17 protein-coding genes and 1 tRNA gene are annotated in these 23,851 nt (G+C 72.1%); 6 read left to right on the forward strand and 12 right to left on the reverse strand.

Going from position 1 to position 23,851, the window contains the following annotated elements:
- The first annotated feature begins 148 nt into the window (after positions 1-148).
- Positions 149-1,963: a thiamine pyrophosphate-requiring protein gene (locus DEJ05_RS05305; RefSeq protein WP_111109936.1), complete on the forward strand. Its 1,815-nt coding sequence runs from the start codon at positions 149-151 to the stop codon at positions 1,961-1,963.
- Positions 1,964-2,064: 101 nt separating this feature from the next.
- The gene (locus tag DEJ05_RS05310; RefSeq protein WP_111109937.1) at positions 2,065-4,449 is read left to right on the forward strand and encodes a bifunctional UDP-sugar hydrolase/5'-nucleotidase; all 2,385 of its coding nucleotides are present in this window, start codon (positions 2,065-2,067) and stop codon (positions 4,447-4,449) included.
- Between the two features lie 334 nt (positions 4,450-4,783).
- Here the strand turns inward: DEJ05_RS05310 and efeB are convergent, their stop codons facing one another.
- The 3 genes from efeB to efeU are packed head-to-tail and all read right to left on the reverse strand — an operon-like array spanning position 4,784 to position 8,905.
- On the reverse strand, positions 4,784-6,088 hold the full coding sequence (efeB, locus tag DEJ05_RS05315; RefSeq protein WP_111104323.1) for an iron uptake transporter deferrochelatase/peroxidase subunit: 1,305 nt from the start codon (positions 6,086-6,088) through the stop codon (positions 4,784-4,786).
- Complete coding sequence (gene efeO / locus DEJ05_RS05320; protein WP_111032887.1) at positions 6,085-7,308, reverse strand: iron uptake system protein EfeO; 1,224 nt, start codon at positions 7,306-7,308, stop codon at positions 6,085-6,087. Before efeO ends, efeB begins: the two co-directional genes overlap by 4 nt.
- Positions 7,295-8,905 carry an iron uptake transporter permease EfeU gene (efeU, locus tag DEJ05_RS05325; RefSeq protein WP_111109938.1) on the reverse strand — a complete coding sequence of 537 codons (1,611 nt, stop codon included), beginning with the start codon at positions 8,903-8,905 and terminating at the stop codon, positions 7,295-7,297. Before efeU ends, efeO begins: the two co-directional genes overlap by 14 nt.
- Positions 8,906-8,974: 69 nt before the next feature.
- Between efeU and DEJ05_RS05330 the strand changes: the two genes are divergently transcribed.
- Entirely contained in the window at positions 8,975-9,736 is a 762-nt protein-coding gene (locus DEJ05_RS05330; protein WP_071406483.1) for a trimeric intracellular cation channel family protein, read from the forward strand.
- A gap of 247 nt (positions 9,737-9,983) precedes the next feature.
- Entirely contained in the window at positions 9,984-10,586 is a 603-nt protein-coding gene (locus DEJ05_RS05335; RefSeq protein ID WP_111029886.1) for a TetR/AcrR family transcriptional regulator, read from the forward strand.
- A 199-nt stretch (positions 10,587-10,785) separates the two neighbouring features.
- Here DEJ05_RS05335 and DEJ05_RS05340 read toward each other — a convergent pair whose 3' ends face one another.
- The 5 genes from DEJ05_RS05340 to DEJ05_RS05360 all read right to left on the reverse strand — a co-directional run bounded on the left by DEJ05_RS05340 (position 10,786) and on the right by DEJ05_RS05360 (position 17,923).
- On the reverse strand, positions 10,786-13,137 hold the full coding sequence (locus DEJ05_RS05340) for a DUF3488 and transglutaminase-like domain-containing protein (RefSeq protein ID WP_146245025.1): 2,352 nt from the start codon (positions 13,135-13,137) through the stop codon (positions 10,786-10,788).
- Between the two features lie 5 nt (positions 13,138-13,142).
- Positions 13,143-14,474 carry a DUF58 domain-containing protein gene (locus tag DEJ05_RS05345; protein ID WP_111032893.1) on the reverse strand — a complete coding sequence of 444 codons (1,332 nt, stop codon included), beginning with the start codon at positions 14,472-14,474 and terminating at the stop codon, positions 13,143-13,145.
- Positions 14,474-15,478, reverse strand: a complete 1,005-nt coding sequence (locus DEJ05_RS05350; RefSeq protein WP_071406487.1) for a MoxR family ATPase — start codon at positions 15,476-15,478, stop codon at positions 14,474-14,476. Before DEJ05_RS05350 ends, DEJ05_RS05345 begins: the two co-directional genes overlap by 1 nt.
- Before the next feature lie 202 nt (positions 15,479-15,680).
- Positions 15,681-16,685, reverse strand: coding sequence for a sugar phosphate isomerase/epimerase (locus tag DEJ05_RS05355; protein WP_111109940.1), 1,005 nt, complete (start codon positions 16,683-16,685; stop codon positions 15,681-15,683).
- Positions 16,682-17,923: a Gfo/Idh/MocA family protein gene (locus DEJ05_RS05360; RefSeq protein WP_111109941.1), complete on the reverse strand. Its 1,242-nt coding sequence runs from the start codon at positions 17,921-17,923 to the stop codon at positions 16,682-16,684. Before DEJ05_RS05360 ends, DEJ05_RS05355 begins: the two co-directional genes overlap by 4 nt.
- A gap of 116 nt (positions 17,924-18,039) precedes the next feature.
- Here DEJ05_RS05360 and DEJ05_RS05365 point away from each other — a divergent pair, with 116 nt between their 5' ends.
- Complete coding sequence (locus DEJ05_RS05365) at positions 18,040-19,044, forward strand: LacI family DNA-binding transcriptional regulator (RefSeq protein ID WP_111109942.1); 1,005 nt, start codon at positions 18,040-18,042, stop codon at positions 19,042-19,044.
- A gap of 78 nt (positions 19,045-19,122) precedes the next feature.
- Here DEJ05_RS05365 and DEJ05_RS05370 read toward each other — a convergent pair whose 3' ends face one another.
- Positions 19,123-19,572, reverse strand: a complete 450-nt coding sequence (locus tag DEJ05_RS05370) for a MarR family winged helix-turn-helix transcriptional regulator (RefSeq protein WP_071406491.1) — start codon at positions 19,570-19,572, stop codon at positions 19,123-19,125.
- Positions 19,573-19,699: 127 nt separating this feature from the next.
- Here DEJ05_RS05370 and DEJ05_RS05375 point away from each other — a divergent pair, with 127 nt between their 5' ends.
- Positions 19,700-20,890, forward strand: coding sequence for an MFS transporter (locus tag DEJ05_RS05375; RefSeq protein ID WP_111109943.1), 1,191 nt, complete (start codon positions 19,700-19,702; stop codon positions 20,888-20,890).
- Between the two features lie 61 nt (positions 20,891-20,951).
- On the opposite strand, the gene DEJ05_RS05380 is transcribed toward DEJ05_RS05375, so the two are convergent.
- The 3 genes from DEJ05_RS05380 to DEJ05_RS05390 all read right to left on the reverse strand — a co-directional run bounded on the left by DEJ05_RS05380 (position 20,952) and on the right by DEJ05_RS05390 (position 23,725).
- Positions 20,952-21,041: transfer RNA gene (locus DEJ05_RS05380), tRNA-Ser, on the reverse strand.
- A gap of 514 nt (positions 21,042-21,555) precedes the next feature.
- Positions 21,556-22,842, reverse strand: coding sequence for an LCP family protein (locus tag DEJ05_RS05385; RefSeq protein WP_258376091.1), 1,287 nt, complete (start codon positions 22,840-22,842; stop codon positions 21,556-21,558).
- 202 nt (positions 22,843-23,044) lie between these two features.
- Positions 23,045-23,725, reverse strand: coding sequence for a GntR family transcriptional regulator (locus DEJ05_RS05390; protein ID WP_111105088.1), 681 nt, complete (start codon positions 23,723-23,725; stop codon positions 23,045-23,047).
- Between the last annotated feature and the right edge of the window lie 126 nt (positions 23,726-23,851).

The raw sequence follows: 23,851 nt of genomic DNA on the forward strand, positions 1-23,851 counted from the left end.
TACCGAACAGGAGCCGACACCGAGCACCAGCCAGCACAGGCGCCCTGGCCTGGAGGCCCGGATCACGTGACCGACGTCGGTCACGTGATCCGCGCCTCCAGTCCGGTGCCTGTGAACGGACCCGTGCGCGCCCGCGCACGCTGGTGCCATGAGCACGACCGTGAGCGACTTCGTCATCGACCGCATCAAGGCGTGGGGGGTCTCCCGCGTGTTCGGGTACCCCGGCGACGGGATCGGCGCCTTCGACGGCGCGCTCGGCAAGGCGGCGTCGACGGGCGACGGCCTGGAGTACGTCCGCCCCACGCACGAGGAGATCGCGGCGCTGATGGCGACCGCGCACGCGAAGTTCACCGGCGAGGTCGGGGTCTGCGTCGCGACGTCGAGTCCCGGCGCCTTCCACCTGCTGAACGGGCTGTACGACGCGCAGATGGACAACCAGCCGGTGGTGGCGATCGTCGGCCAGCAGGGGCTCGCAGCGATGGGGTCGTTCACGCAGCAGGAGTCGAACCTGGAGCGCGTGTTCGCCGACGTCGCCTGCTACGTGCAGACGGTGGCCACGCCCGAAGCCGTCGGTGTGGTGCTCGACACCGCGTTCCGCACGGCGTCGCTCCGCAAGCAGCCGGCCGTCGTCGTGCTGCCCCACGACGTGCAGGCGATGGCGTACGACGCGCCGCCGCTGGAGCACTGGGCCTCGCGGTCGAGCGACGTCCCCGCGTCCACCCGGATCACGCCGCCCGCCGACGAGGTCCGGAAGATGGCGGAGATCATCAACGCCGGGTCGAAGGTGACGTTCCTGGTCGGTGCGGGTGCGCGCGGTGCGACGGCCCAGGTGCTCGCCGCCGCCGAGAAGGCGGGCGCGGGGATCATCACAGCACTCCGCGGCAAGGACGTGATCCCGTCCGACGTGCCGTACCACTCGCAGCAGCTCGGGCTGCTCGGGTCGCTGCCGTCGCTGCACCAGATCCGCGACTGCGACACCCTCGTGCTGCTCGGCACGAACTACCCGTACGGCGAGTACATGCCGAAGACGGGGCAGGCCCGGGGCATCCAGGTCGACATCAAGCCTGAGCAGCTCGGCCTGCGGTACCCGACCGAGCTGAACCTGTGGGGCGACGTCGGCTCGACGCTCGACGCGGTGCTCCCGCTGCTCGAGCAGAAGACCGACAGGTCCTTCCAGCAGACCGTCGCCGACGAGATGCGCGAGTGGGAGTCGGAGATGCGTGCGCAGTCCGAGGTCGCCTACGACGACGGCGTGAACCCGCGCCGGGTGATCCAGGCCGTGAACGACCGGCTGCCGGACGGCGTCACGGTCACCGCGGACGCCGGCACGACGGCCGACTGGTACGGCCACCACATCCGGCTGCGCGAGGGCATGCGCGGCGACATGTCCGGCCGCCTCGCGACGATGCTCGCAGCCATGCCGTACGCGGTGACGGCGAAGTTCGCGTTCCCGGACCGTCCGGCGGTGTGCACGATCGGCGACGGTGCATTCCAGATGCTCGGCATGAACGAGCTGATCACCGTGAAGAAGTACCTGGCGGCCTGGCCGAACCAGCAGCTCGTCATCGTGGTCATGCACAACGACGACCTCGGCCAGGTGTCGTGGGAGATGCGCACCGAGGACGGCAACCCGATGTGGCGCGGTTCGCAGGACGTCGAGTCGATCGACTACGCCGGGTACGCGACGCTGCTCGGGTTCCAGGGCATCGCGGTGCACGAGGACTCCGAGGTCGAGGCGGCGGTCGAGCGCGCGTTCGCGCACCAGGGGGTGACCCTGATCGACGCGTACGTCAGCCGGAGCGTCCCGCCGTTGCCCCCGCACATCACGAAGGAGTACGCGATCAACACGGCGAAGAGCCTGCTGAAGGGTGACCCGGTCGAGTTCGACGTCGTGAAGGACTCCGCCAAGGCGATGGCGACCGAGGTCACCGAGCGGGTGAAGGGCGCCCTCGGCCGCGACTGAACCGGGTCGGGCGGGCGGAGGGGACGGCCGTGTGAACGTCGTGTGACGAGTTGCGCAGGGGTCTGGCGAGTCGCCTGTGCGTCTTCGTAGGTTCGACGGCGATGAACACTTCCCACACCACCGGAACCGCCGGTGCGACGACCCGACGACGCCTCGGCGCCGGCGCGGCCCTCGCCACCGCCGGGGTCCTGGTCGCACTGTCCGTCCCGTCCGCAGCCGTCGCCGCCGAGGGCGACACGACGATCGACATCATCGACGTCAACGACTTCCACGGTCGCATCGAGTCCGAGGGCACCGCCGCCGACAAGGCCGCCGGCGCCGCGAAGCTCGCCGGCGTCGTGCAGTCGTACCGCGAGGCCAACCCGAACACGATCTTCGCCAGCGTCGGCGACAACGTGGGCGCCTCGACCTTCACCTCGCTCATCCAGCAGGACTCCCCCACGATCGACGCCCTGAACGCCATGGACCTCGACGTCAGCGCGATCGGCAACCACGAGCTCGACAAGGGCCAGGACGACCTGACCGGCCGCATCGAGGACCGCGCCGACTGGCCGTACGTCTCGGCGAACATCGTCAAGGCCGGCACCACCGACCCCGCCTTCACGCCGTACTCCATCGTGGAGAAGGGCGGCGTCAAGGTCGGCTTCATCGGTGCCACCACCGAGGACCTCATCCCCGGGCTCGTCAGCCCCGGCGGCGTCGAGGGCCTCGCGATGGCCCCGATCGTCAGCCAGGTCAACCGGTACGCCGAGCAGCTCACCGACGGCAAGGACGACAACGGCGAGGCCGACGTGCTCGTCCTCCTCGTGCACGAGGGCGCCACCACGAGCGCGCTCTCCGACGCCACGGGCACCGGCGCGTTCGGCAAGATCACCTCGGGCGTCTCGTCGAAGGTCTCGGCCATCGTGTCGGCGCACACCCACGCGACGTACAACCACTCCATCGCGGGCCCCGACGGCACGAAGCGTCCGGTGATCCAGGCCGGGTCCTACGGGGTGAACCTCGGACACCTGCAGCTCACCGTAGACGCCGACAAGCAGCTCACCGGCATCACGTCCTCGGTCACCTCCGTCAACGAGGACAAGCGTGTCCCCGCCGACACCACCTCGGTCAACGCCGTGAGCGACATCGTGACCGCCGCGAAGGCCGTCGCCGACGTCAAGGGCGGCGAGAAGCTCGGCGAGATCACGGGTGACCTGCGTCGCGCCGTGCAGTCCGACCGCAAGGCCGAGAACCGCGGCGGCGAGTCCGTCCTGGGCAACTACATCGCCGAGGTCCAGCGCAGCGCCACCGAGCGGAACGGCTCGCAGGTCGCCTTCATGAACCCGGGTGGCCTCCGTACCGACATGGTCTACGCGTCCAGCGGCGCCGGCGACCCGGACGGCACCGTCACCTACAAGGAGGCCGCGCTCGTCCAGCCGTTCGCCAACACCCTGGTGACGAAGGACATGACCGGCCAGCAGATCAAGAACGCCCTCGAGCAGCAGTGGCAGCCGGACGGCCTCGAGCGTCCGTTCCTGAAGCTCGGCGTCTCGGACGGCTTCGCGTACACCTACGACCCGTCGAAGGGTCGCGGCGAGCGCATCACCGGCATGACCCTCGACGGCAAGGCGATCGCGCTGACCGACACCCTCAAGGTGACCGTCAACTCGTTCCTGTCGACCGGTGGCGACAACTTCGCCGCCTTCGCGACCGGCACGAACGTCGCCGACTCCGGCCAGGTCGACCTGCAGGCCCAGGTGGACTACTTCCTCGCCAACCCGAAGGTCACGCCCCCGGTCGACCAGCGCGCCGTCGGCGTCACGGTCACGCCGACCCCGGCCGGTGGCTTCCAGCCCGGTGACGAGATCGAGCTCGACCTGTCGTCGCTCGTGTTCAGCAGCGAGGACCCGGCGAAGGCCGGCTCCGTCTCGGTCACCGCGGACGGCAAGGAGCTCGCATCGTCGGCGATCGACCCGACGATCACCGACAAGAACGACGAGCAGGGTCGCGCGACCCTGACCGTCACGGTCCCCGAGATCGAGGCGCCGGCCGCACGCGCCGCCGCCCGCACCGCCGGTTCCGTCTCCCTCGCCGCGGTGGCCGAGCCGGTCGCCACGACGGACGCACCGCTCGTCGTCACCCTTCCGGGTGACCAGACCGTCACCCTCGCCGTGACGATCCCGGTCGCCGCAGCGGTCGACCCGACCGACCCGACGGACCCGACCGACCCCACGGACCCGGTCGACCCGACCCCGGCCCCGACCCCGAACCCGGGCGGCGGGGTCATCCCCGGCCCCGGCGCCGGTGACGGTGACGACGCCGGCATCGGTGGCGTCGGCGGGACCGACGACGACCCGCGCGCCGGTGGCGACCTCGCCTACACGGGTGCGGACCTGACTGCTCCGGCGATCGCGGCGGGCCTGCTCCTGCTCGCCGGGATCACGGCACTCGTGGTCCTCCGCCGCAACCGCGCACGACGTGCCGCGACGGTCCTGACGGACTGACCCCGAGCCTGCGGGCACACACGCGAACGGGCCGTCTCACCCTGGTGAGGCGGCCCGTTCACGTCGGCCAGGAGGCCCGGGACTCGTCCGGCGCACGCGTCGCGCGACCTGGCGGTCACGGTTGCTGTCCCATCCCGGTCGATCACTGCGGATCCGCTGATCCGCGGGGTACTCTCGGGGTTGTCGCACCGCGACGCGTCGTGCCGGGTCGCTTTCAGCAAGTCGACGGTGGTTCCGTTCGGCGAGACTCCGCGACCCGGGCGTCCTCCGCCTCCAGGGAAACGGCGGAGGGCGCCCACCCCTTCGGGTCAGCGCCTCAGGTCAGCGACTCAGCTCATCGGAAGAGCTGCTCGCCGATGTACGACCCCTTGCGGGGTGCCGGCGGCACGGCGAACACCGCGGAGCCGATGTGCGAGACGTACTCGTTCAGCCGGTCCGAGGCACCGAGCTTCCGCTGCAGCCGCGTGAAGTGGTCCGGGTCGTTCACGTAGGCGATGAACAGCAGCCCGGCGTCGAGCTGGCCGTACTCGTTGAGCCCGTCGGTGTAGTTGTACGGCCGGCGCAGGATCTTCACGCCGCCGTTCGCCTCGTGCGCGGCGAGGGCGATGTGCGACGTCGCGTCGATCTTCGTCGCACCGTCGTCGTCCTTGGCGTGGAAGTCCGGGGTGGTGTGCTCCTGTCCGCCGGAGAGCGGTGCGCCCTGGATCTTCGTCCGCCCGAACACCCGCTGCTGGTCGCTGACGACGTCGGCGTCCCAGGTCTCGATGTTCATCCGGATCTTCCGCACCACCTGGTAGCTGCCGCCCGCCATCCACCCGGCGTCGCGGTCGAGCCAGACGAACCGGTCGTGGTCGGCGTCGGTCGTGATGTTCCGGGTGCCGTCCTTGAACCCCATCAGGTTGCGGGGCGTGCTCTGGTGCGGCCCGGCCGATGCCCGACCGAAGCCGAGCACGGTCCAGCGGACGGTCGCCGTGCCGCGGGCCATCCGTGCCAGGTCGCGCACCGCGTGGTACGCCACCTGGGGGTCGTCGGCGCAGGCCTGCAGGGACAGGTCCCCGCCGGTCAGGCCCTCCTGCAGGTTGTCGCTCGGCAGCGTCGGGATGTCGGCGAGCGAGGCCGGACGGCGGTCGGCCAGCCCGAAGCGCTCGTCGAAGACGCCGGGTCCCAGGCCCACCGTGACGGTCAGGGACGCCGGCCCGAGGTCGAGCGCCTCGCCGGTGTCGGCACCGACCCCGTTGCCGTGCGCGGGTTCGACGCTGCCGACGGTCTTGCCGGCCTGCAGCTGGGCGATCGCGGCCGACCAGCGGGCGAGGAGCACCTGCAGCTCGGTCGTGACGGTCGTCGACAGGTCGAACGTCATGTAGACGCAGTACCGCTGCGGGGTGGTGCGGATCCCGCCCTGCGGCTGCCGGGCCGCGGTGGCGTAGAACGGCTGGCTCTGCGACAGGTCGATCGACTCGTCGCCGTTCGTCGCCGCCGTGAACGGGTTCACGCCGGTCGCCGCGGTGGCGCCGCCGATGCCCGCAGCCGCGCCCACCCCGGCGCCGGCCACGGCCAGGCCGGCGCCGAACAGACCACGGCGGGAGACGCTCGCCCGGGGTGCCTCGTCCGCGCGGGGTGCCTCGTCCGGCTCGGTCACGCGGTCGCGACCTTCTCGGCCAGGCGGGACAGCGGGTCCTGCAGCGCCTGGATCTGCTGCGAGATCGTGTTCGCGTCGGACTTCTTGGTGGCGGCGTCCCACGTGGCGAAACCGCCCAGGTCGTCAGCGTCGCGGTAGCCGTCCATCATCGTGTTCGTGGCGTCGAACTGCTTCGCGATCTGCTTCGTCAGGGTCGGGTCGAGCTTGGTCAGCCCCGGCTTGAGGTACGCGAAGGCCTGACGGGCACCCTCGACGTTGGCGGCGAGGTCGACGAGGTCGATGTGGCTGTACGCCTCTTCCTCGCCGGTGATCTTGTTCGACTGCACCTCTTCGAGCAGACCCGCGGCACCGTTCGCCAGGTCCTCCGGCTTGTAGTCGAGCGTCGGCACGAGCTTCGCGAGCAGCTGCACGTCCTCGGTCAGGTCCGCGGCGGTCCGCTTGGTCGACGCGGTGATCTTCCCGGCCTGGAACAGGTCCTTCTCGACGGCGTGGAACCCGCTCCAGCCGACGGCCGGGTCGAGGTTCGAGGCGCGCATGTCGATCAGGTAGTCGAGGTTGCCGGCGTTGTCGGTGGCCTTGAACCCCTTCTTGACGAAGCCGTCGACGTCGCTCTCGACGTGCTCGTAGAACGGACGGGCGTTCGCGTAGTCGGTCTTCGCCGCGTCGAGGTCGCCGGCGTCGATGTGCTCCTGCATCTGTTCGACCGCGGCGACCATGTCGGTGACCTGGCCGTCGACGTAGGTCGCGTACCCCTTCGTCCCGTCGCGGAGCAGGGTCGAGGCACTGCTGTTCGCTGTCGACGCGGCCTTGCCGGTGACGGTGAAGTCCGTCAGCTCGGTCTCGGCGCCGGGGCAGTACACCTGGTACTTCCCACCGGTCAGCGTGGCGGTGAACCGGACGGCGTCGAGGCCGGGTGCCAGGTTCTCCTTCTCGCCGAGGATCCGCTGGTCCTGCAGCAGCTCGACCTCGGTGATCGCGGTCGACGACTCGTTCTTGACCGTGAAGGTGACGGGGCCCGCGGGGACCTTCGTCGAGGACACCGCACAGGCGTCCTGCCCGTCGTTGGTGAGCGTGATGGTGACGCGGGAGACCTTCGCGTCGCCGGAACCGGAGCCGTCGGCTCCGGTGGACCCGCCGGCGCACCCGGTGAGTGCGAGGGCGGTGACGGCGCCGAGGGCGCCCAGGGTGATCAGGGGTCGGACGGGCTTACCGAAGGACATGGTCGGTGCTCCTTGCAGGGTCCGCGGCCGGAGGGCCACGAGCGGGGACGGGTTCGGGGGTGGGGACGGTGGGGAGTCGCCGGCGACGGCGGTCACGGAGGGCCAGCAGCGCCTGCGCGGCGGCCGCGATGCCGAGGGCGATCGGCAGCCAGGCCTTCCAGAGCAGCAGGTCGGCTGATCGCGAGTCCGCTGCGGCCACCGAGGCGGCCGACCGCTCGACGCGGGCATCGGGGACGGACCAGACGGTGCGGTCCAGTGTCGTGGTGCGCGCGGACGGGAGGCCCCCACCGCTCAGCGTCAGCACCTCGCGTTCGTCGCGGGTCGCGTCCAGGACCCCACCGCGGACGGTCCACAGGGTCACCGTGTCGCGCACGGCCCAGCGCGCTGCGAAGGGGCCGGGGTTCGTCGACGGGGAGACCCCGACGGGCAGGCGGCCGAACAGGGTGACGAGGTCGTCGAGCGTCAGGGTCGACGGACGGTCGGCACCGCTCCCCTGCTCAGTGTTCCCGTCCTGCACGACGCGCCACCGGTCGGCGGCCACGCCCGCGCGGGTGACGCGGCGGTGGGCCGACGTCGGCAGGGTGATTCGGGCCTCCTGGCCGGTTCCGGTGCCGGCCACGCGGAGGACGCCGGACGCACCGTCGACGCTGGCGGAGACGGAGCTGGCGTCGCCGCTGACCGCGGTGGTGCGGGGCAGGTCGACCCCGCCCGTCGGTACGGCGATCGCGAGTGCCGCTGCCGCCACGGCGAGTGCGCCGGCGACGACGGCGCGCACCCGGGGCAGGCGGCCCGGCGACGGACGCCAGGCGCGCGGCCAGAGCGTCAGGGCCAGCACCGGGACGACGTAGAGGACCCAGCCGAGCACCTCGATGACCCGCGGGTCCGGCGGGATGCCGAGCACGCCGGTGACCAGGGCGCCCTGCACCGAACCGTTCGGGGCGAGCCACGACAGGTCGACGGTGCGCTGCTGGCCGATGACGATCCAGCCGGCCTCGTGCGCGCGGCGGAGGACGGTCAGCACCAGGCCGCCGGCGACGAAGACCAGGAAGACCCCGGTGCCGGTGAAGAACCGCGACAGGTTGAGGCGGACGCCACCGGTGTAGATGCCGAAGCCGACGACGACCGCGGCCGCGATGCCGATCACGGCGCCGAGGGCGGCGAGGCCGGTGTCCGACGACGCCTGGAACGTGGCGAGGAGGAACACCGAGGTCTCGAAGCCCTCCTTCAGGACGGCGAGGAACGCCATGCCGGCGAGGGCCCAGGCGGTGCCGCGGCCGAGCGCCGCGGTGGCACTGGCCTCGAGATCGGCGGTCAGGGTGCGCGCGTGCGTGCGCATCCAGACGATCATGCCCGTGACGAAGACGACGGCGACGATGCCGATGACCGCCTCCATGCCCTCCTGCTGGGCCTGCGGCAACGCCTGCTCGACGGCCTGCAGCCCGAAGCCGACGGCGATGCTGAGCAGCACCGCGAGCCCGACGCCCGACCACATCGGGGCGAGCGGGACGCGGTTGCGACGCAGGAACGCGGCGATGATGCCGACGATGAGCGTGGCTTCGAGGCCTTCACGGAGACCGATGACGAGAGTGGCGAGCATGACGAAGGTGAGGCTAACCTAACCGCCGAACGGCCCGCCAGTCGTGCGACGTGATGTTTGATGGTTCTCATGAACCTGCTGTCCGTCGACGGCCTGGCGTCGGTCACGAACGTGCTCGACCTCGCCGGGGTCTTCGCGTCCGCCCTGCTCGGCGGCTCCATCGCCCGCGCGATGGACTTCGACCTGTTCGGGTTCCTGGTCGTCGGGTTCGTCTCCGGACTCGGCGGCGGGATGCTCCGCGACACCCTGCTGCAGAACGGGCCACCCGTCGCGCTCGTCGACCCGCTGTACGTGCCGGTCGCCGTCGCCGGGGCGCTCATCGCGTTCCTCGTGTCGTTCTCCGAGCTCACGTGGGACCGGCTGTTCACCGTGCTCGACGCCGCCGTGATCGGGTTCTGGGCCGTGGTCGGCGTGCAGCGCACCTACGACGCCGGGCTCGACTGGCCCGCCGCGATCATCATGGGGACCATCACCGCGGTCGGCGGCGGGGCCATGCGCGACCTGCTCCTGCGGCGGGTACCGGCGGTGTTCGGCGGGAACGCGCTGTACGCCACCGTGGCCGTCGCGGCGTCGGCCGTGATGGTGATCGCCTCGGCGCTCGGGTCGCCGTCCCTCGGCATCCTGCTCGCGATCACCCTGTCGCTCGGGCTCCGCTGGGGAGCGGTCCGCCGGGGCTGGGGGCTGCCGAACGGCCGTGACTGGCAGCCGAAGTCGACCCTCGGTTCGCTGCTCCGGCGCGGTCGGAGCCTGCGACCGGACGCGCTCCGGTTGCTCCGGCGCCCGGGCCGTCGGACCGGTGCCGGCAGTGTCCGAGAAGAGCACGAGGACTGAGGGGCTGTCCTCCGCGGCCCCGCGACGCTACGATCAGTACCGCCGGGTATCGTCCTGGCAGTTCTGCCGGGGATGGTCCCGGTGAACGCTGTCCGCACAGCACCGACGCGACCCGAACGCGCCGGTTCCGAGCAGACGTGGGGATGGGGGCTTCGCTGATGCCGCGCGGGATCAGACGCGCGGCGCGGCAGGTCTCCCCCACGATGCTCTCCCCGACGACCACCACCACAGGTCGGAGCAGCAACCGATGAGCGACGACGCTTCCCCCACCCAGCGCATCCCGCGTGCCGAGGTCCGGGAACGCCTGCTCGCCGCCGGAGCCGCGGTCTTCGCCGAACAGGGTGTGTACGGCGCACGGCTCGACGACGTCGCAGCACGCGCGGGGTTCAGCAAGGGTGCGGTCTACTCGAACTTCTCGTCCAAGGAAGACCTGCTCGCCCAGGTCATGCAGCGGTCCACGAACGTCGTGCTCGGCTCACTGCAGGAACTCGTGCACGCGGACATCGCCGCGGTCGACGTCGGGGACGTCCTGCGCGCCGCGTTCGGGCAGAACGACCAGAGCGAGCAGTTCGCGCTGCTCTCGGCGTTCCGCGGGTACGCGGTGCGGCACCCGGAGCTGCTGCCCGAGTTCATCCGGCAGCGCCGGATCCTGCAGGACGGGGTGCTCGAGCTGGTGCGGCTGTGGCTCGGTGCCCACCCCGAGGTCGAGGTCGGCATGACCCCGGAGGAGTTCGCGACCGTGCTCATCGGGGCGAACGTCGGCCTGGTGTTCGACGCGCCGGCGCTGCCCGGGGTCGATCCGGGCGAGCTCGTCGCGACCCTGGTCGAGGCGGTCATCCGCCGGCGCTGACGCGGGGTGCCGCGCTCGGCGGCGCGGGCGCGGGCGGCGTGCGGCGGCAGCGGCGGGGCTTCGCACCGTGCGAGGTTCGCGACCCCGTGCCCGCACGACCGCCCCGTGCCCGCCCACAGCCCCGCACCGAGCCACCAACCACGCACCACCCGACGAACCCCGCACCGTGCGAGGCTCGCACGGTGCGCACGCGCCCGCGTCAGGCCGTGCGACGATCGCGACGGCGAGGCTTCGGCCCGTCGTGGGACCAGGCGGACGACGGCAGCAGACTCGGCGGCAACAGGCGCGACCGCACGACGCGCACCGTGGGGACCGAGGCGTCGAGCGCCTCCCGAGCGTCACGGACGTGACGCTCCAACGCCGCCGTGTCCACCGATGCGGCTCCGCCGGCGGCGAAGCGCTCACGATCGACCGCATCGACCGCGGCCTCCAGGTGCGGCACGACCGACTCCGGCAACCCGGGCCGCAGGCGTCCGAGCACGGCTCGGGCGGTCCGGGCCACGGCGGCGGCGTCACCCGGCGGCGCGAGGCCCGGCGCGTACCCGTGGTCGGCGACGTCGTCGAGCAACTCGCGCCACGCCTGCACGGCGGGTGACCGACCGGCAGCGATCGCCGACAGCCTCGACCGGCGGCGGACAGCACGCACGAGGCCCGGGGCGACGAGGACCGCGAGCACGAGCAGCAGGCCCACGAGCAGCCCGACCGGTCCTCCGCCGCCGCCGGTGCCGGACGCACCCGTGGCACCCGGAACCGGGGACGCCGACGGGGTCGGTGACGCTGACTCGTCCGCCGGGGTGGTCTGCTCGGGCGCCGGCAGCGGGGTCTCCGGTGCCGCTGCGGTCGGCGAGGCCGAGGGCTCCTCGGACGGCGCAGCTTCGTCGGAGTCGGGCGTCGGCTCGAAGGCGACCCACCCGGCGCCCTGGATGTACAGCTCGGGCCAGGAGTGCAGCTGCCGGTTCGACACCGCGTACTCGCCGTCGGGCTGCGGCGACCCGGCACGGTACCCGACCGCGATGCGCGAGGGGATGCCGAGCGTGCGGGCCATCACGGCCATCGCGGACGAGAAGTGCACGCAGTACCCGTCGCGGACCTTCAGGAACGTCGAGACGACGTCCATGCTGTCGCCGTCGTAGCCCTGCTCGACGGGGGCGGTCTCGGAGTAGGTGAACAGGTCGCTGCGGAACCACTGCTCGAGGGCCCGCGCCCGCCCGTAGTCGTCAGTCGCGGCGGCGGCGACCCGGGTCGCGGTGGTCGAGATGTTGGCGGGCAGGTCGTCGGGCAGGGCGAGGTCGGTGCGCAGCTGCTGGCGGCTGGGCTCCCGGAAGCCCCGGCCGTCGGATCGCGCGAGCACCCCCGAGGCGGCGACCGCATCGAGGTAGTCGTTGGCGAACGTCGAGGCCCCGTAGACCTCGTACATCGCGCCGCGGGCGGTTGCGGCTCCGGTCGACCGGACGGTGCTCGAGTTCCCCATCCACCGCCACTGCGACAGGTCGAGGTTGGTGGACTGCGACTCGATCGACACCGCACCCGACGGCACCGGCAGGTAGGTGCTGGACAGCCCGGTGATCCGGACGGTCACGTCGCCGCGGCTCGCCAGGCGCGGGTTGACGCCCTCGGCCCACTGCTGTTCGTCGGCCGTGTCGGCCTCGGCCGCGTTCGTCACGGTCGGCACCCAGTCCCCCGTGCCGAACTCGTCGAGGTCGGCGAGCTTGAGGTACTCGGGCTGCCCGTCGGACGAGCGGTACCGGAACACCTCGAGCTCGCTCGGACGGCGCAGGTCGTTGCCGAGTTCGAGCAGGGTGCCGGGCCGTCCGGGCTGGATCGGCGACTGGATCGCACCGGTCACGCCGGACAACCAGCTGGCGTTGAGCGGCACGATCGTCGGCAGCCCGATGGCCACGACGAGCCCGATCGCCCCGACGACCGCGGCCGGCAGTGCCCGCTGCACCGGACGCACGGACAGCCAGAGCAGGGCGAGGAACGCCACCGCCGTGGTGATGACGAGCGGGGTGCCGGCGGGCTGCCCGGTGATGACACCCGGCACGATCAGGATGACGAGGGCCGGAGCCGCGGCGAGCGACGGGATCCGCGCGATGGCGGCGAGGAACAGCGAGACCGCCGCCACCCAGCCGATCGACGCGGTGACGACGAGCCGGATCGCGTCGGTCTGCGGCAGTGGTGCGGGGTTCAGGCGGATCGCGGCGAGCGTCTCCCCGAGGGCCCCGTCGGCGTCGAGCCACCCGAGCGGTTGGATGTCGTTCACCAGGGCGGCGGCGCACGAGCAGGCGATGACCGTGCCGACCAGGACGACGAAGCGGATGCCGGGCGTCTGGCGGCGCACGGCGAGCATCACGGCGACGAGCACGGCGACGACGACGACACCCGATGCCCACCAGGCGATGCCCTGCACGAGCGGCCGGATGGCGAGGGCGGCGAGGAGCACGGGCACCGGCGCGAGGGCCACGACCCAGGCGCTCGGGACGTCACGCAGGTCGTCGTCGCGGTCGAGGATCTCGCGCACGTCGGCACGGCCACGCGCCGGTGCGCTCACCCCGGTCACCGTGCGGCCCCGGACGGCGTCGCGCCGACGACCGGTACCACGAGGGTCCGCCAGCCGCCGCGGTCGAGGATGCCCCGCACGGCCGGGTCCGGCGGCACGATCGTCGCCAGGATGCCGCGGCTCGAACCGCTGGTCGCGCTGACGAGCTCGGCGGCTTCCTCCGCGGTGCAGGTGCCCGTCACGACGGCGGTCATGCCGTGCACGTCGCGGCCGCGGACCTCGGGCAGGACGTCGGTGACTTCGCGGGCGTCGGAGCGGAGCCGGACGTCGGCGAGCCCGACGAGCACGTCGGTGAGCCCACCGACGTCGCCCGCGTGCCGGGTCGCGCCTTCGGGACCGTCGAACACGAGCACGACACGGGAGGTCCGGGCTGCGAGCGCGCGGGCGACACTGGCGGCCACCACGACGGCGTGCTCGAAGGCCTGGTCGCCGCCCAGGTCGGAGAGCTCGGCGAGGTCCTCTCGGCCGAGCCGCTGGTAGGACTCACGCCGGACGTCGAGGGCGATCACGGCCTCGGGCGGCTGGGCCTGGGTGGTCTGGCGGACGTGCAGTTCACCGCGCCGAGCGCTCTGGGCCCAGTGCACCCGGCGGATCGGGTCACCCGGTCGGTACGGGCGGAGTTCGCTGTCGTCGGCCGAGCCACCCTGTCCGACCCGGCCCTCGTCGGCCGAGACCGCACCGGCGAGCGCCCCGGCGTCGATCGCCCCGAGGGGGGCCGAGGCGGGGACGACGACGACCTCCTCAGCAGGGACGACGGGACGGTCGATGCGGAGCAGGCCGAACGGGTCCTCGACCCGGATCGTCACGGGGCCGACCAGCGAGCGGCCACGGTGCATCGCGAGTGCCTCGACGTCGAGCACTGCCGGCGGCAGGTTCGGCCCGACCTCGGCGTAGGTCTCCGCCTCGGCCAGGCTGGCGAAGGCGTCCTCGAGCTGTTCGCGCACGAGCAGCGTCGCCCGCGGGCCGATCGGCAGGCTGGTGCTGCCGAGGGTGATGCGTTCCCGGTAGACCTCGCCCACCTGGACGATCGCCCGTGCGGTGCTGCGGCTGCCGCGGAGCGGGGTGGCGACGACGAACGCCATCACGATGCCGAGCACGACCAGGACGAGCAGCAGCAGGCCGGCCGTGACGGCGACGCTCGTGGTGCCGACCAGACCGCCGCCGACCAGGCCGATGCCGACGGCGATGACCGTCCAGCCCCGGATCGTCGGGCGCGGGAACGGGGTGCGTCGGGCCAACGACAGCCCCCGGCGGCCGAACCGTGCCGCCGTGGACCGCGCGGCACCGACGCGTCGCAGCAGCGACGGCGGTGCCGATGGACCGGCCATCAGGAGCGGACGGGGGTGGCCGTGAACGGGATGGCGGTGTCGGAGACGATGCGGACGACGATCTCGCGCACGGTGTCCTCGCCGGTGCCGCCGAGCCCACGGGCGACCGGCACGAGCCGGTGCGCGAGCACGATCGGGGCGAGCGTCGCGACGTCGTCGGGGGTGACGAACGGGCGGCCGAGCAGGGCTGCGTGCGCACGGGCCGCCTGCGCCAGGTGCAGCGTCGCGCGGGGGCTCGCACCGAGCACGAGGTCGGGGTGGGTGCGCGTCGACCGGACGATCGCGATGATGTACGCCTCGACGTCGGGGGCGATGTGCACCCCGGCGACGGTCTCGATGATCGCCCGCAGCGTGGTGACGTCGACGATCGGCCGCAGGCGCGACAGCGGGTCGCTGCCGCCGCGGTTCGCGAGCATCTGCCGTTCGGCGTCGACGCTCGGGTAGCCCATCGCGATGCGCGCCATGAAGCGGTCCCGCTGCGCCTCGGGCAGCGGGTACGTGCCCTCCATGTCGATCGGGTTCTGCGTCGCGACGATCATGAACGGGCGGTCGAGCGGGCGCGTCACACCGTCGACGGTGACCTGCGACTCCGCCATCGCCTCGAGCAGGGCCGACTGGGTCTTCGGGCTGGTGCGGTTGATCTCGTCGCCGATGACCACGTTCGCGAACACCGGGCCGGGCGAGAACCGGAAGGTGCCCGACGACTGGTCGAAGATGTTCACGCCCGTGACGTCGGACGGCAGCATGTCCGAGGTGAACTGGATGCGGTTCACGGACCCGCCGACCGAGGCGCCGAGCGCCTTGGCGAGCACGGTCTTGCCGACGCCGGGGACGTCCTCGACGAGCAGGTGCCCCTCGGCGAGCATCACCGTCAGGGCCGTGCGGATGGCTTCCGCCTTGCCGTCGATCACCGTGGCGACGGAGGCCACGATGTCGTCGCCCACCGCCCGCACGTGTTCGAGCGGGAAGGCGGGGTGGGTCGGCTCCGGCACGCAGGGCTCCATCGTCGGGGACAGGTGTCGTGCATGCTACATCGGGCCGGTGACAGCACCCGGTACGGGTGCACGGACTGGTCGTTCCGCGCACCGGTGGCCGATCCGCGTGTGGTGGGGCCGGGAGGCACGGCCCACCACTTGCGGGTCCGTCACCCGGTTCGCGGAACGGTTCACGGGCCTCCAGGCAGTGACCGGGTCGGCTGACGGACCGTCAGGACCGGGGCGCCAGCGCCACGTCCGCGGCGCGCAGCACGCGTGCGGCGACCGCGACTCCTTCCTCGCGCCCGAGCTCGGTGTCCTCGTGCTCGATGTTCACCCACATGTCCGGGTCGATCGCACGCAGGGCCTCGAGGAACGTCGTCCAGTACGCCTCGTCGTGGCCCTTGCCGAGCGCGACGAAGTCCCACGCCGACGGCTTCGGCCACTCGTTCGCCCACTCGTCGCCGCCGAGGTTCGTGCGTGACTCGTCGGGCGACAACCGGCGGAACGAGTTGTCGAGCACCCCGTTGATCGCGGCGTGTGGGTTGATCCGGACGTCCTTCGCGGCGGCGTGGAACACGAGCGGACCGAGGTCGTGGGCGACCGCCACCGGGTCCATCTGCTGCCAGAACAGGTGCGAGGCGTCGAGTTCCACCCCCACGTTGGTCAGCCCGCCGCGCTCGACGAGCTCCCGGATCGACGCCGGGTTGAACACGAGGTTCTGCGGGTGCAGCTCGAGTGCGACCTTGACGCCGTGCTCCCGGGCCAGGGCGTCGATCTCCTGCCAGAACGGCACCGCGACGCTCCACTGGTGCTCGAGGACGTCGAGCGCGGCCGAGTTCCAGGCGTTCACGATCCAGTTCGGCCGCGTCCCGCCCGGCTCCCCCGCCGGCAGTCCGGACATCGTGACGACGCGGTCCTGCCCGAGGCGGGCCGCGAGGCGGATGCTCCGCCGGACGTCCTCGGCGTGCGCGGGACCGATCGCCGGGTCGGGGTGCAGCGGGTTGCCGTTGCAGTTGAGGCCGGCGATCTCGACGCCGGTGCCCGCGAACTGCGCGAGGAACGCGTCCCGCGCCCCGTCGTCCTGCAGGATCGCGTCGATGTCGGGCACGTGCACCGGGGGCAGGAACCCGCCGGTGTTCAGCTCGATGCCGGTGAGGCCGTTGGCCGCGATGACCCGGAGTGCGTCGGCGAGGGGCCGGTCGTGCAGGATCGCGTTGTAGAGGCCGAGTTTCATGCGCGGACACCACCCTCCGTGGTCGGGACGACGGCGTCGGCAACGTCGACGGACGTGCCCCCGGCTGCGGCGGACCGTGCCACCGCGTCGAGGACCTCCATGTTGTGCACGCCGTCGTCGAACGTGGCGTTCGCGGGCAGGGCGTCGAGCACGGCGCCGGAAAGCCCCGCGATCTCGTCGAGGAACGCCCGCGCCTGGTACTCGAACATCTGGTTCTGACCCCAGCCGACGCCCGGGGCGTCCATCGCCATGCCACCCGCGACGTAGGGGTGGTCCGGGCCGAGCACGACCTGGCGGTACCCACCCAGACGCGAACCGTCGGACTGCAGCGCGAGGCCGATCTCAGAGGCGCGCTCCTGGTCCCAGCGGGCGGCGCCGCGCTCGCAGAACACCTCGATGACGAGGCCGTTCGGGTGCCCGGCCGCGACGCGGGAGGCCTCGAGCGACCCGACGACCGTGCCGTCGCCGAACCGTGCGCTGAACGTGGCGTAGTCGTCGTTGCCGACGGCCTCGGTCGCACCGGTGAGCGGGACGGCCCGCCCCCGCAGGGCGTGTCCGGCGGCCACGGGTCGCTCGGTGATCGACGTGGTGAACGTCCCACCGCTGATGCTCCGGACCGGGCCGGCCAGGAACTCGGCGACGTAGGACAGGTGCGAGCCGACGTCGGCGAGCGCACCGGACCCGGGCTCCCCCGCGAAGCGCCACGAGAACGGGACGTCGGGCGAGGCGCCGTAGTCGGTCCAGTACCGGCCGGAGACGTGCAGGACCCGGCCGAGCGTGCCGTCCTCGACGAGCTCCTTGATGGCCGCGAGCCCGGGAGCCCGGCGGTAGGTGAACCCGATGCGACCGAGCACCCCGCGCTGCGCGGCCTCGGCAGCGGCGGACGCCATCGCGCGGGCATCGTCGAGCGAGTCGGACAGCGGCTTCTCGCAGAGCACGTGCTTGCCGGCGGCGAGCAGCCCCTCGACGATCTCGCGGTGCAGGGTGTTCGCGACGACGACGCTCACCACGTCGATGTCGTCCGCTGCCGCGATGGCCCGCCAGTCGGTGTCGTGCCGCTCGTAGCCGAAGCGCCGTGCGGCCTCGGCGGCGAGGGGCTCGTAGACGTCGCCGACCGAGACGAGCCGGACCGGTGGCAGCGTCGAGGTGAAGAGGGAGGGTGCGTTCCGCCACGCAGCCATGTGGGCCTTGCCCGCCATGCCCGCGCCGATGACGGCGACGCCGATGCTGTCGCTCATGTTCTCTCCTTCGAGAAGGTCGCTGGATCCCGATTCTGGAACGTTCCAGAACGTGTCGGTAAACTGTAGCCGCACCAGCCCATGTCCTGTCAAGCACCGTGCCGGAAAGGCTCAGCGTGACCCCTCGCCCGCCGACGATCATCGACGTCGCCGCACGCGCAGGCGTCTCGAAGTCCCTGGTGTCGATGGTGCTGCGCGACGATCCCGGGGTCTCCCCCGCCCGCCGCTCCGCGGTGCTCGCCGCCGTCGCGGAGCTCGGCTACCGCCCGAACCGCGCCGCCGCCATCCTCGCCGGCACCCGGACCCGCACCATCGGCGTCATCGTCGACGACTTCCGGAACCCCTGGTACGTCCCGATGCTCGACGGCATCCGCGAGGCCCTCGCCCCGCACGGACTCCGCCTCACCCTCGCCGACACCCGCGCCAACGCCCACCTCGACTCCTCGCCCTTCGACGACCTGGTCTCCCTGCGGGTCGACGGCGTGGTGCTCGCCGCCGAGGGCTTCCCCGACGTCGTCGTCCCCGCCGACACCCCGGTCGTGGTCGCCGGCGCGCGCGAGGACGTCCCCGGCGGACTCGACGTGGTCGCCTCCGACGAAGCCGCCGGCGGACGGTTGGCAGCGGATCACCTGATCGGCCTGGGTCACCGCCGCATCGCCCACGTCACCGGTTCGGGAGGCCCGGCTGCGCTCCGCCGCGACGCCACCGTCGCGCAGCTGGTCGCGTCCGGCATCGAGCCGCTGGTCTACGGCTCCGGCCCGACCTCGGAGACGACCGGCTACGAGGGCATGCGGCTCGCCCTGCGGGAGCACCCCGACCTGACCGCGGTGTTCGCCGCGAACGACGTCATGGCGATGGGGGCGATCGCCGCCGTGCAGGAAGCCGGACTCCGCGTGCCGCAGGACGTCTCGGTGATCGGCAACGACGAGACCCCGCTCGCCGCGTCACCCCTGCTGCGCCTGACGACGGTCGACCCGCACAACGACGAGGTCGGGCGCCTGGCGGCTGCGCGGTTGGTCGAGCGGATCGGCGCCGCAGCGGGGACGCCGACGGATCCCATCAGGACACTCGTGCCCCCGACGCTCGTCGTGCGGTCGACGACGGAACCGCCGCGCGCCTGAGTGGTGACCGCCCCGGGGCCGACGCCGGCGGGGCGGAGGTGCGCCGGGCCTCCAGGCCGGGTGCGAGGTGACCCGAGGTCAGACGCGCGCACCCTCGAGCCGGTCGACGGACTCGGCCAGGTCGGCGAGTTCGGGGACCTCGTGCGCCTCGGCGAGGGCTCCCTCGAGCGCCTCGGCGTGGATCGGTGTCGCACGCTCGAGCAGGACCTGCCCGGCGTGCGTGAGCTCCGTGTAGAGCCCGCGACGGTCGTCGGCGCACAGGACACGGGTCAGCAGGGCACGCTCCTCGAGCCGGTTCACCAGTCGAGTGGTCGCACTCGGGCTGAGGGCGGCCGCGCGGGCGAGCTGCTGCATGCGCATGTGGAAGCCGTCCTGGCGGCGCAGGGCATCGAGCACCGTGAACTCGACGACGGACAGGTCGACCTGCCGGAGGGCCCGCTCCAGGCGCGTCTCGATCAGGCCGTGCAGCGCCGCCAGGGTGCGCCAGCCGTGGGCACGGACGGCGGTGGAGGTGTCGTCGACGGACATCGGGGCTCCTTCGGTCGGTGCAGACGGCGACAGTTGCTTGCGCGGATACCCCGCGTGTGCAACTATCGATATCCCGCGTCTGCAACAACCAGCGTACGCGGCACAGCTGCACAACGGAAGGACATCCATGCCCGCGGGACTCATCGCCCTCGCACTCGGCGGATTCGGCATCGGCCTGACCGAGTTCGTCATCACCGGCCTGCTGCCCGAGGTGGCGGCCGACTACGGCGTCACCGAGACCACCGCCGGCTGGCTCGTCACCGGATACGCCCTGGCGGTCATCGTCGGGGCCCTCGGGGTCACCGCCGCGACCACGCGACTCCCCCGCAAGCCCGTCCTGCTCGGGCTGCTCGTACTGTTCATCGTCGGCAACACCCTGTCCGCGATCGCCCCGACCTACGGCGTGATGATGGCCGGCCGCGTCATCGCCGCCCTGTGCCACGGCGCGTTCTTCGGCATCGGCTCGGTCGTCGCCGCGAACATGGTCGAGCGGTCCAAGCGCGCCTCGGCCGTCGCCCTGATGTTCACCGGGCTCACCGCGTCGAACGTGCTCGGCGTCCCGTTCGGCACCTTCCTCGGCCAGGCCGCCGGTTGGCGTGCGACGTTCTGGGCGATCGCGGCCATCGGCGTCGTCGCCCTGATCGGCGTGCTCGTCCTCGTCCCCGCGGTCCGCTCCACCGAGGTTCCGTCCCTCGCCCGCGAGCTCGGCGCCTTCCGGTCCGGGCAGGTCTGGCTGTCGCTCGGCATGACCGTGCTCGGCTACGGCGGGATGTTCGGCGCCTTCACCTACATCGCGTACACGCTGACCTCGGTGTCCGGCTTCCCGTCGTCGGCGGTGCCGTGGCTGCTCATCGTGTTCGGCATCGGGCTGTTCGTCGGCAACTTCGCCGGGGGCAAGCTCGCGGCCCGTTCGATCGACCGCACCCTGCTCGTGGTGCTCGTCGTGCTGACCGTGGTGCTCGCGGCGTTCGCCCTCGTCGCGACCTCGCCGGTGCTCACCGTGATCGCCCTCGTGCTGATGGGGGCGTTCGGGTTCGCAACCGTCCCGGCCCTGCAGACGCGGGTGATGCAGTACGCCGACCACGCACCGACCCTGGCGAGCGGGGCGAACATCGCCGCGTTCAACCTCGGCAACGCACTCGGGGCCTGGATCGGTGGTCTGACGATCGCCGCCGGGCTCGGGTACACGTCGCCGATCTGGGCGGGGTCGGGCATCACCCTGGCGGCCGTCGTGCTGACGCTCGTGGCGATGGGGGCGGTGCGTCGGGGACGCGCGGGAGTGCGGACCACGACGACAGGGAGCATCGCGACGGTCTGATGCGCTTCCGGTCCGAGAACGACGAAACCCCGGTCCGATCGGACCGGGGTTCATCGTCGTGCGGAGACGGAGGGATTTGAACCCTCGGTCCCCTCAAAGGGGACTCCACCTTAGCAGGGTGGTGCACTCGGCCGGACTATGCGACGTCTCCAAGCACTCTCGCGAGCGCTGCGACCACCATACAGGAGGACCGCGCCACTCTCGACCCGCCGCACACCCGCGCGTGGCACGACCCGTCACGCTCGGTCCCCCGAAGTGGGGACACGTGGGGGTTGTCGGGGCGTACCCCACTACATACCATCATCGGGACGCGGCAATCACGTTCCGGGGCTCGTCCCCGTCGTCGCGACACAGCACCCGACGTCGTTCCCCGTGCGGGCCCGGCGCGCCCGATCGCGTGGCGCCCGGCGGGGAGCGACTTCACCTGGGGGCGCGGCCCACCACCGCGCCCCCGTTTCTGCGTTCGGGGGCGGGTGCACTGCTGACGTCCGGGCGCACGCACGCACGGCATTGGTCGGGCCCACGAAAGCGACACTGCGCCACCGAGCTCGGCCGTCACAGGTGCCAGGGCGACAGAGTGTCGCGGATGTTCGGCGGCAGACTGTCGCTTTCGCGGAAGGGGGCAGGGGCGGGAGGCGGCAAGCAAGCGACCGTCCGCCCGCGGCTCAGTACCCGAACGCCTTGGAGCAGGTCTGCTGGTCGGCGGACTGGCCTTCGAGCCCGTCGATGGTCTCGGGCGTCGCCGAGGGGGTGCGCGGCGCAGCAGACGAAGGCGCTGCCGGTGTCGCGGGGGTCGCGGGCTCCGGCGCAGCGGCCGGCGACGACGGTGCAGCGGTCGGCTGCTGCGGACTCGGCTGCGTCGGACTCGTCTCCGACCCGATGCCCGTGCTGTCCGCCCCGAGGGAGAACGACTGGTCGGCCTTGATCTTCGCGAACAGCTGGTCGGCCAGGTACGTGGTCGGCTCGACCTTGCCCTCGTAGACGCCGGTACCGCCCGTGGTGCCCGGGTACTGCACGAAGTTCACCTGCGCCAACGGGAGGTCGCGCAGCGCCAAGCCCATCTGCACCATCGTCCCGATGTCGTTCAGGCTCTGGGACAGCTGCATGTTCGACGCCGCCGCCCGGGCCAGCTTGTACAGGCGGGCCGGAGAACCGAGGGTGTCGTTCGACTTCACGGTACGGAGCAGCGACGACAGGAACACCTGCTGGCTCGAGATCCGGCCGAGGTCCGATCCGTCGCCGACCCCGTGCCGGGTGCGCAGGAACGCCAGGGCCTCGTCGCCCTGCAGGGTCGAGGTGCCGGCGGGCAGGTTCAGCCCGGTGTACGAGTCGGTGATCGGCTGGGCGACGCAGACCGGCACGCCGCCGATCGCGTTCGACATCTCGATGACGCCCTTGAAGGACACCGCGGCCGAGTACTGGATGTCGAGGCCGGTCAGCCCGGCGACCGTCTGGGTGACGCAGTTCAGGCCGCCCTCGCCGAACGAGGTGTTGATCGGCTGCGCCGCCATCGCCGGAGCCGTGCCCGTGCCGTCGGTCTTCTTGCAGGCCGGGATCGGCGTGACGAGGTCGCGCGGGATGCTCACCGCGGTCGCGTTGGTGTGGTCAGCCGAGACGTGCAGCAGGATGTTGACGTCGTTGAGCGTCGCATCGCGCTCCCCGAAGGCAGCACTCTGCTCGGGGTCGTTGTCGGTGCCGACGACGAGCATGTTGAACCCGCCCTTGAAGGCGCTGATCGGCTTCGCGCCGCCCTTCGCCTGCGGTGCGGGCTGGCCCTGGATCTCGACGCCGTCACCGAGGTCGTCCGTGACCTGCTTCGCCGCGATCGCCGTGACCGAGACCGAACTCACCAGGGCCACGGCGACGACGGCGGAGACCGTCTTGGCAGCGGTCGCGAAGGGGCTCGAGCGCCGCAGACGTCCGTGCCGTGCGATCCCGGACGCTCGGTTCAAGCGGTGGGATCGATCGCGGACGTCGTTCACGGGCACTCCTGTCGTCGGTGGACACGCCGGGGACGGCAACCGGTCAAGGCTGCCACGACGTTGCCTGACGATCCAGTGCGAGGGACACCGGTGACGCTCACTGTGCGGTGCCGCGACCTGCGGATCCTCGGCGGTCGGCGCGGACCTGAGCGGATCCGCAGCCGACGTCGGTTCAGGCGGACACGACCACCCGGAAGCGGTCCGGCAGGGCGATCAGGGCGGACGACAGGTCGAGGAGCGCCGCGGCACAGTCGTCGAGGGCGTCTCGCTCCGCAGCGGCCACGGCCCGCTCGACGATCTCGACCCGTCGTCGCCGGTCGACCACGGCATCGATCCCGTTCGCCAGGGCGACGTCGTCGGTGAAGAACATGTCGAGCACGATGCGCTGCGACAGCAACCAGTCGCCACTGACCGACGACCCGCGGCGCCGCAGGTACCAGGCACCGAGTTCGACGAAGGCACCGGCCTCGGTCCAGCACTCCCGCAGCCACACCTTGTCGAACCGGTCGTGGTACCCGACGGAGTTCGACGGCGGATCGACGAGCAGAGCCTGGGCGATCCGCAGTCGCTCGATCATCTGGTCGACCGACCACTGCGAGATCACCACACCGACGTAGCGCTGCACGCTGGCCAGCTGCAGGGACTCGAGGGTCACGAGGGCTTCGCGCACCGGTGTGCGCGACACCCGCATGTCCGATGCCAGGGTGTCGAGCCGCAAGCGCTGCCCGCGGCGGTACTCCCCCCGCAGGACGTGGTCGAGCAGTCGCAGGAACACCGCGTCGCGCAGCAGGCTGCGGCGCAGGCCGTGGGGATCGAGGCCGCCGGCGCCGGCTCGGATGGGGGTGTGCTCCATCAGCCCAGGCTCACGCACGGACGGCACCCCCGAGGCGAGGGCGGTCGCTGCCGTGGATCGTGGTCGCCGGTGTCGCGCTGTGGAGGAGTGCCATGCAGGCACAGTGACAGCGCTGCGACGGCGGCG

This window comes from Curtobacterium sp. MCLR17_045, from assembly GCF_003234405.1.
Classification (GTDB): domain Bacteria; phylum Actinomycetota; class Actinomycetes; order Actinomycetales; family Microbacteriaceae; genus Curtobacterium; species Curtobacterium flaccumfaciens.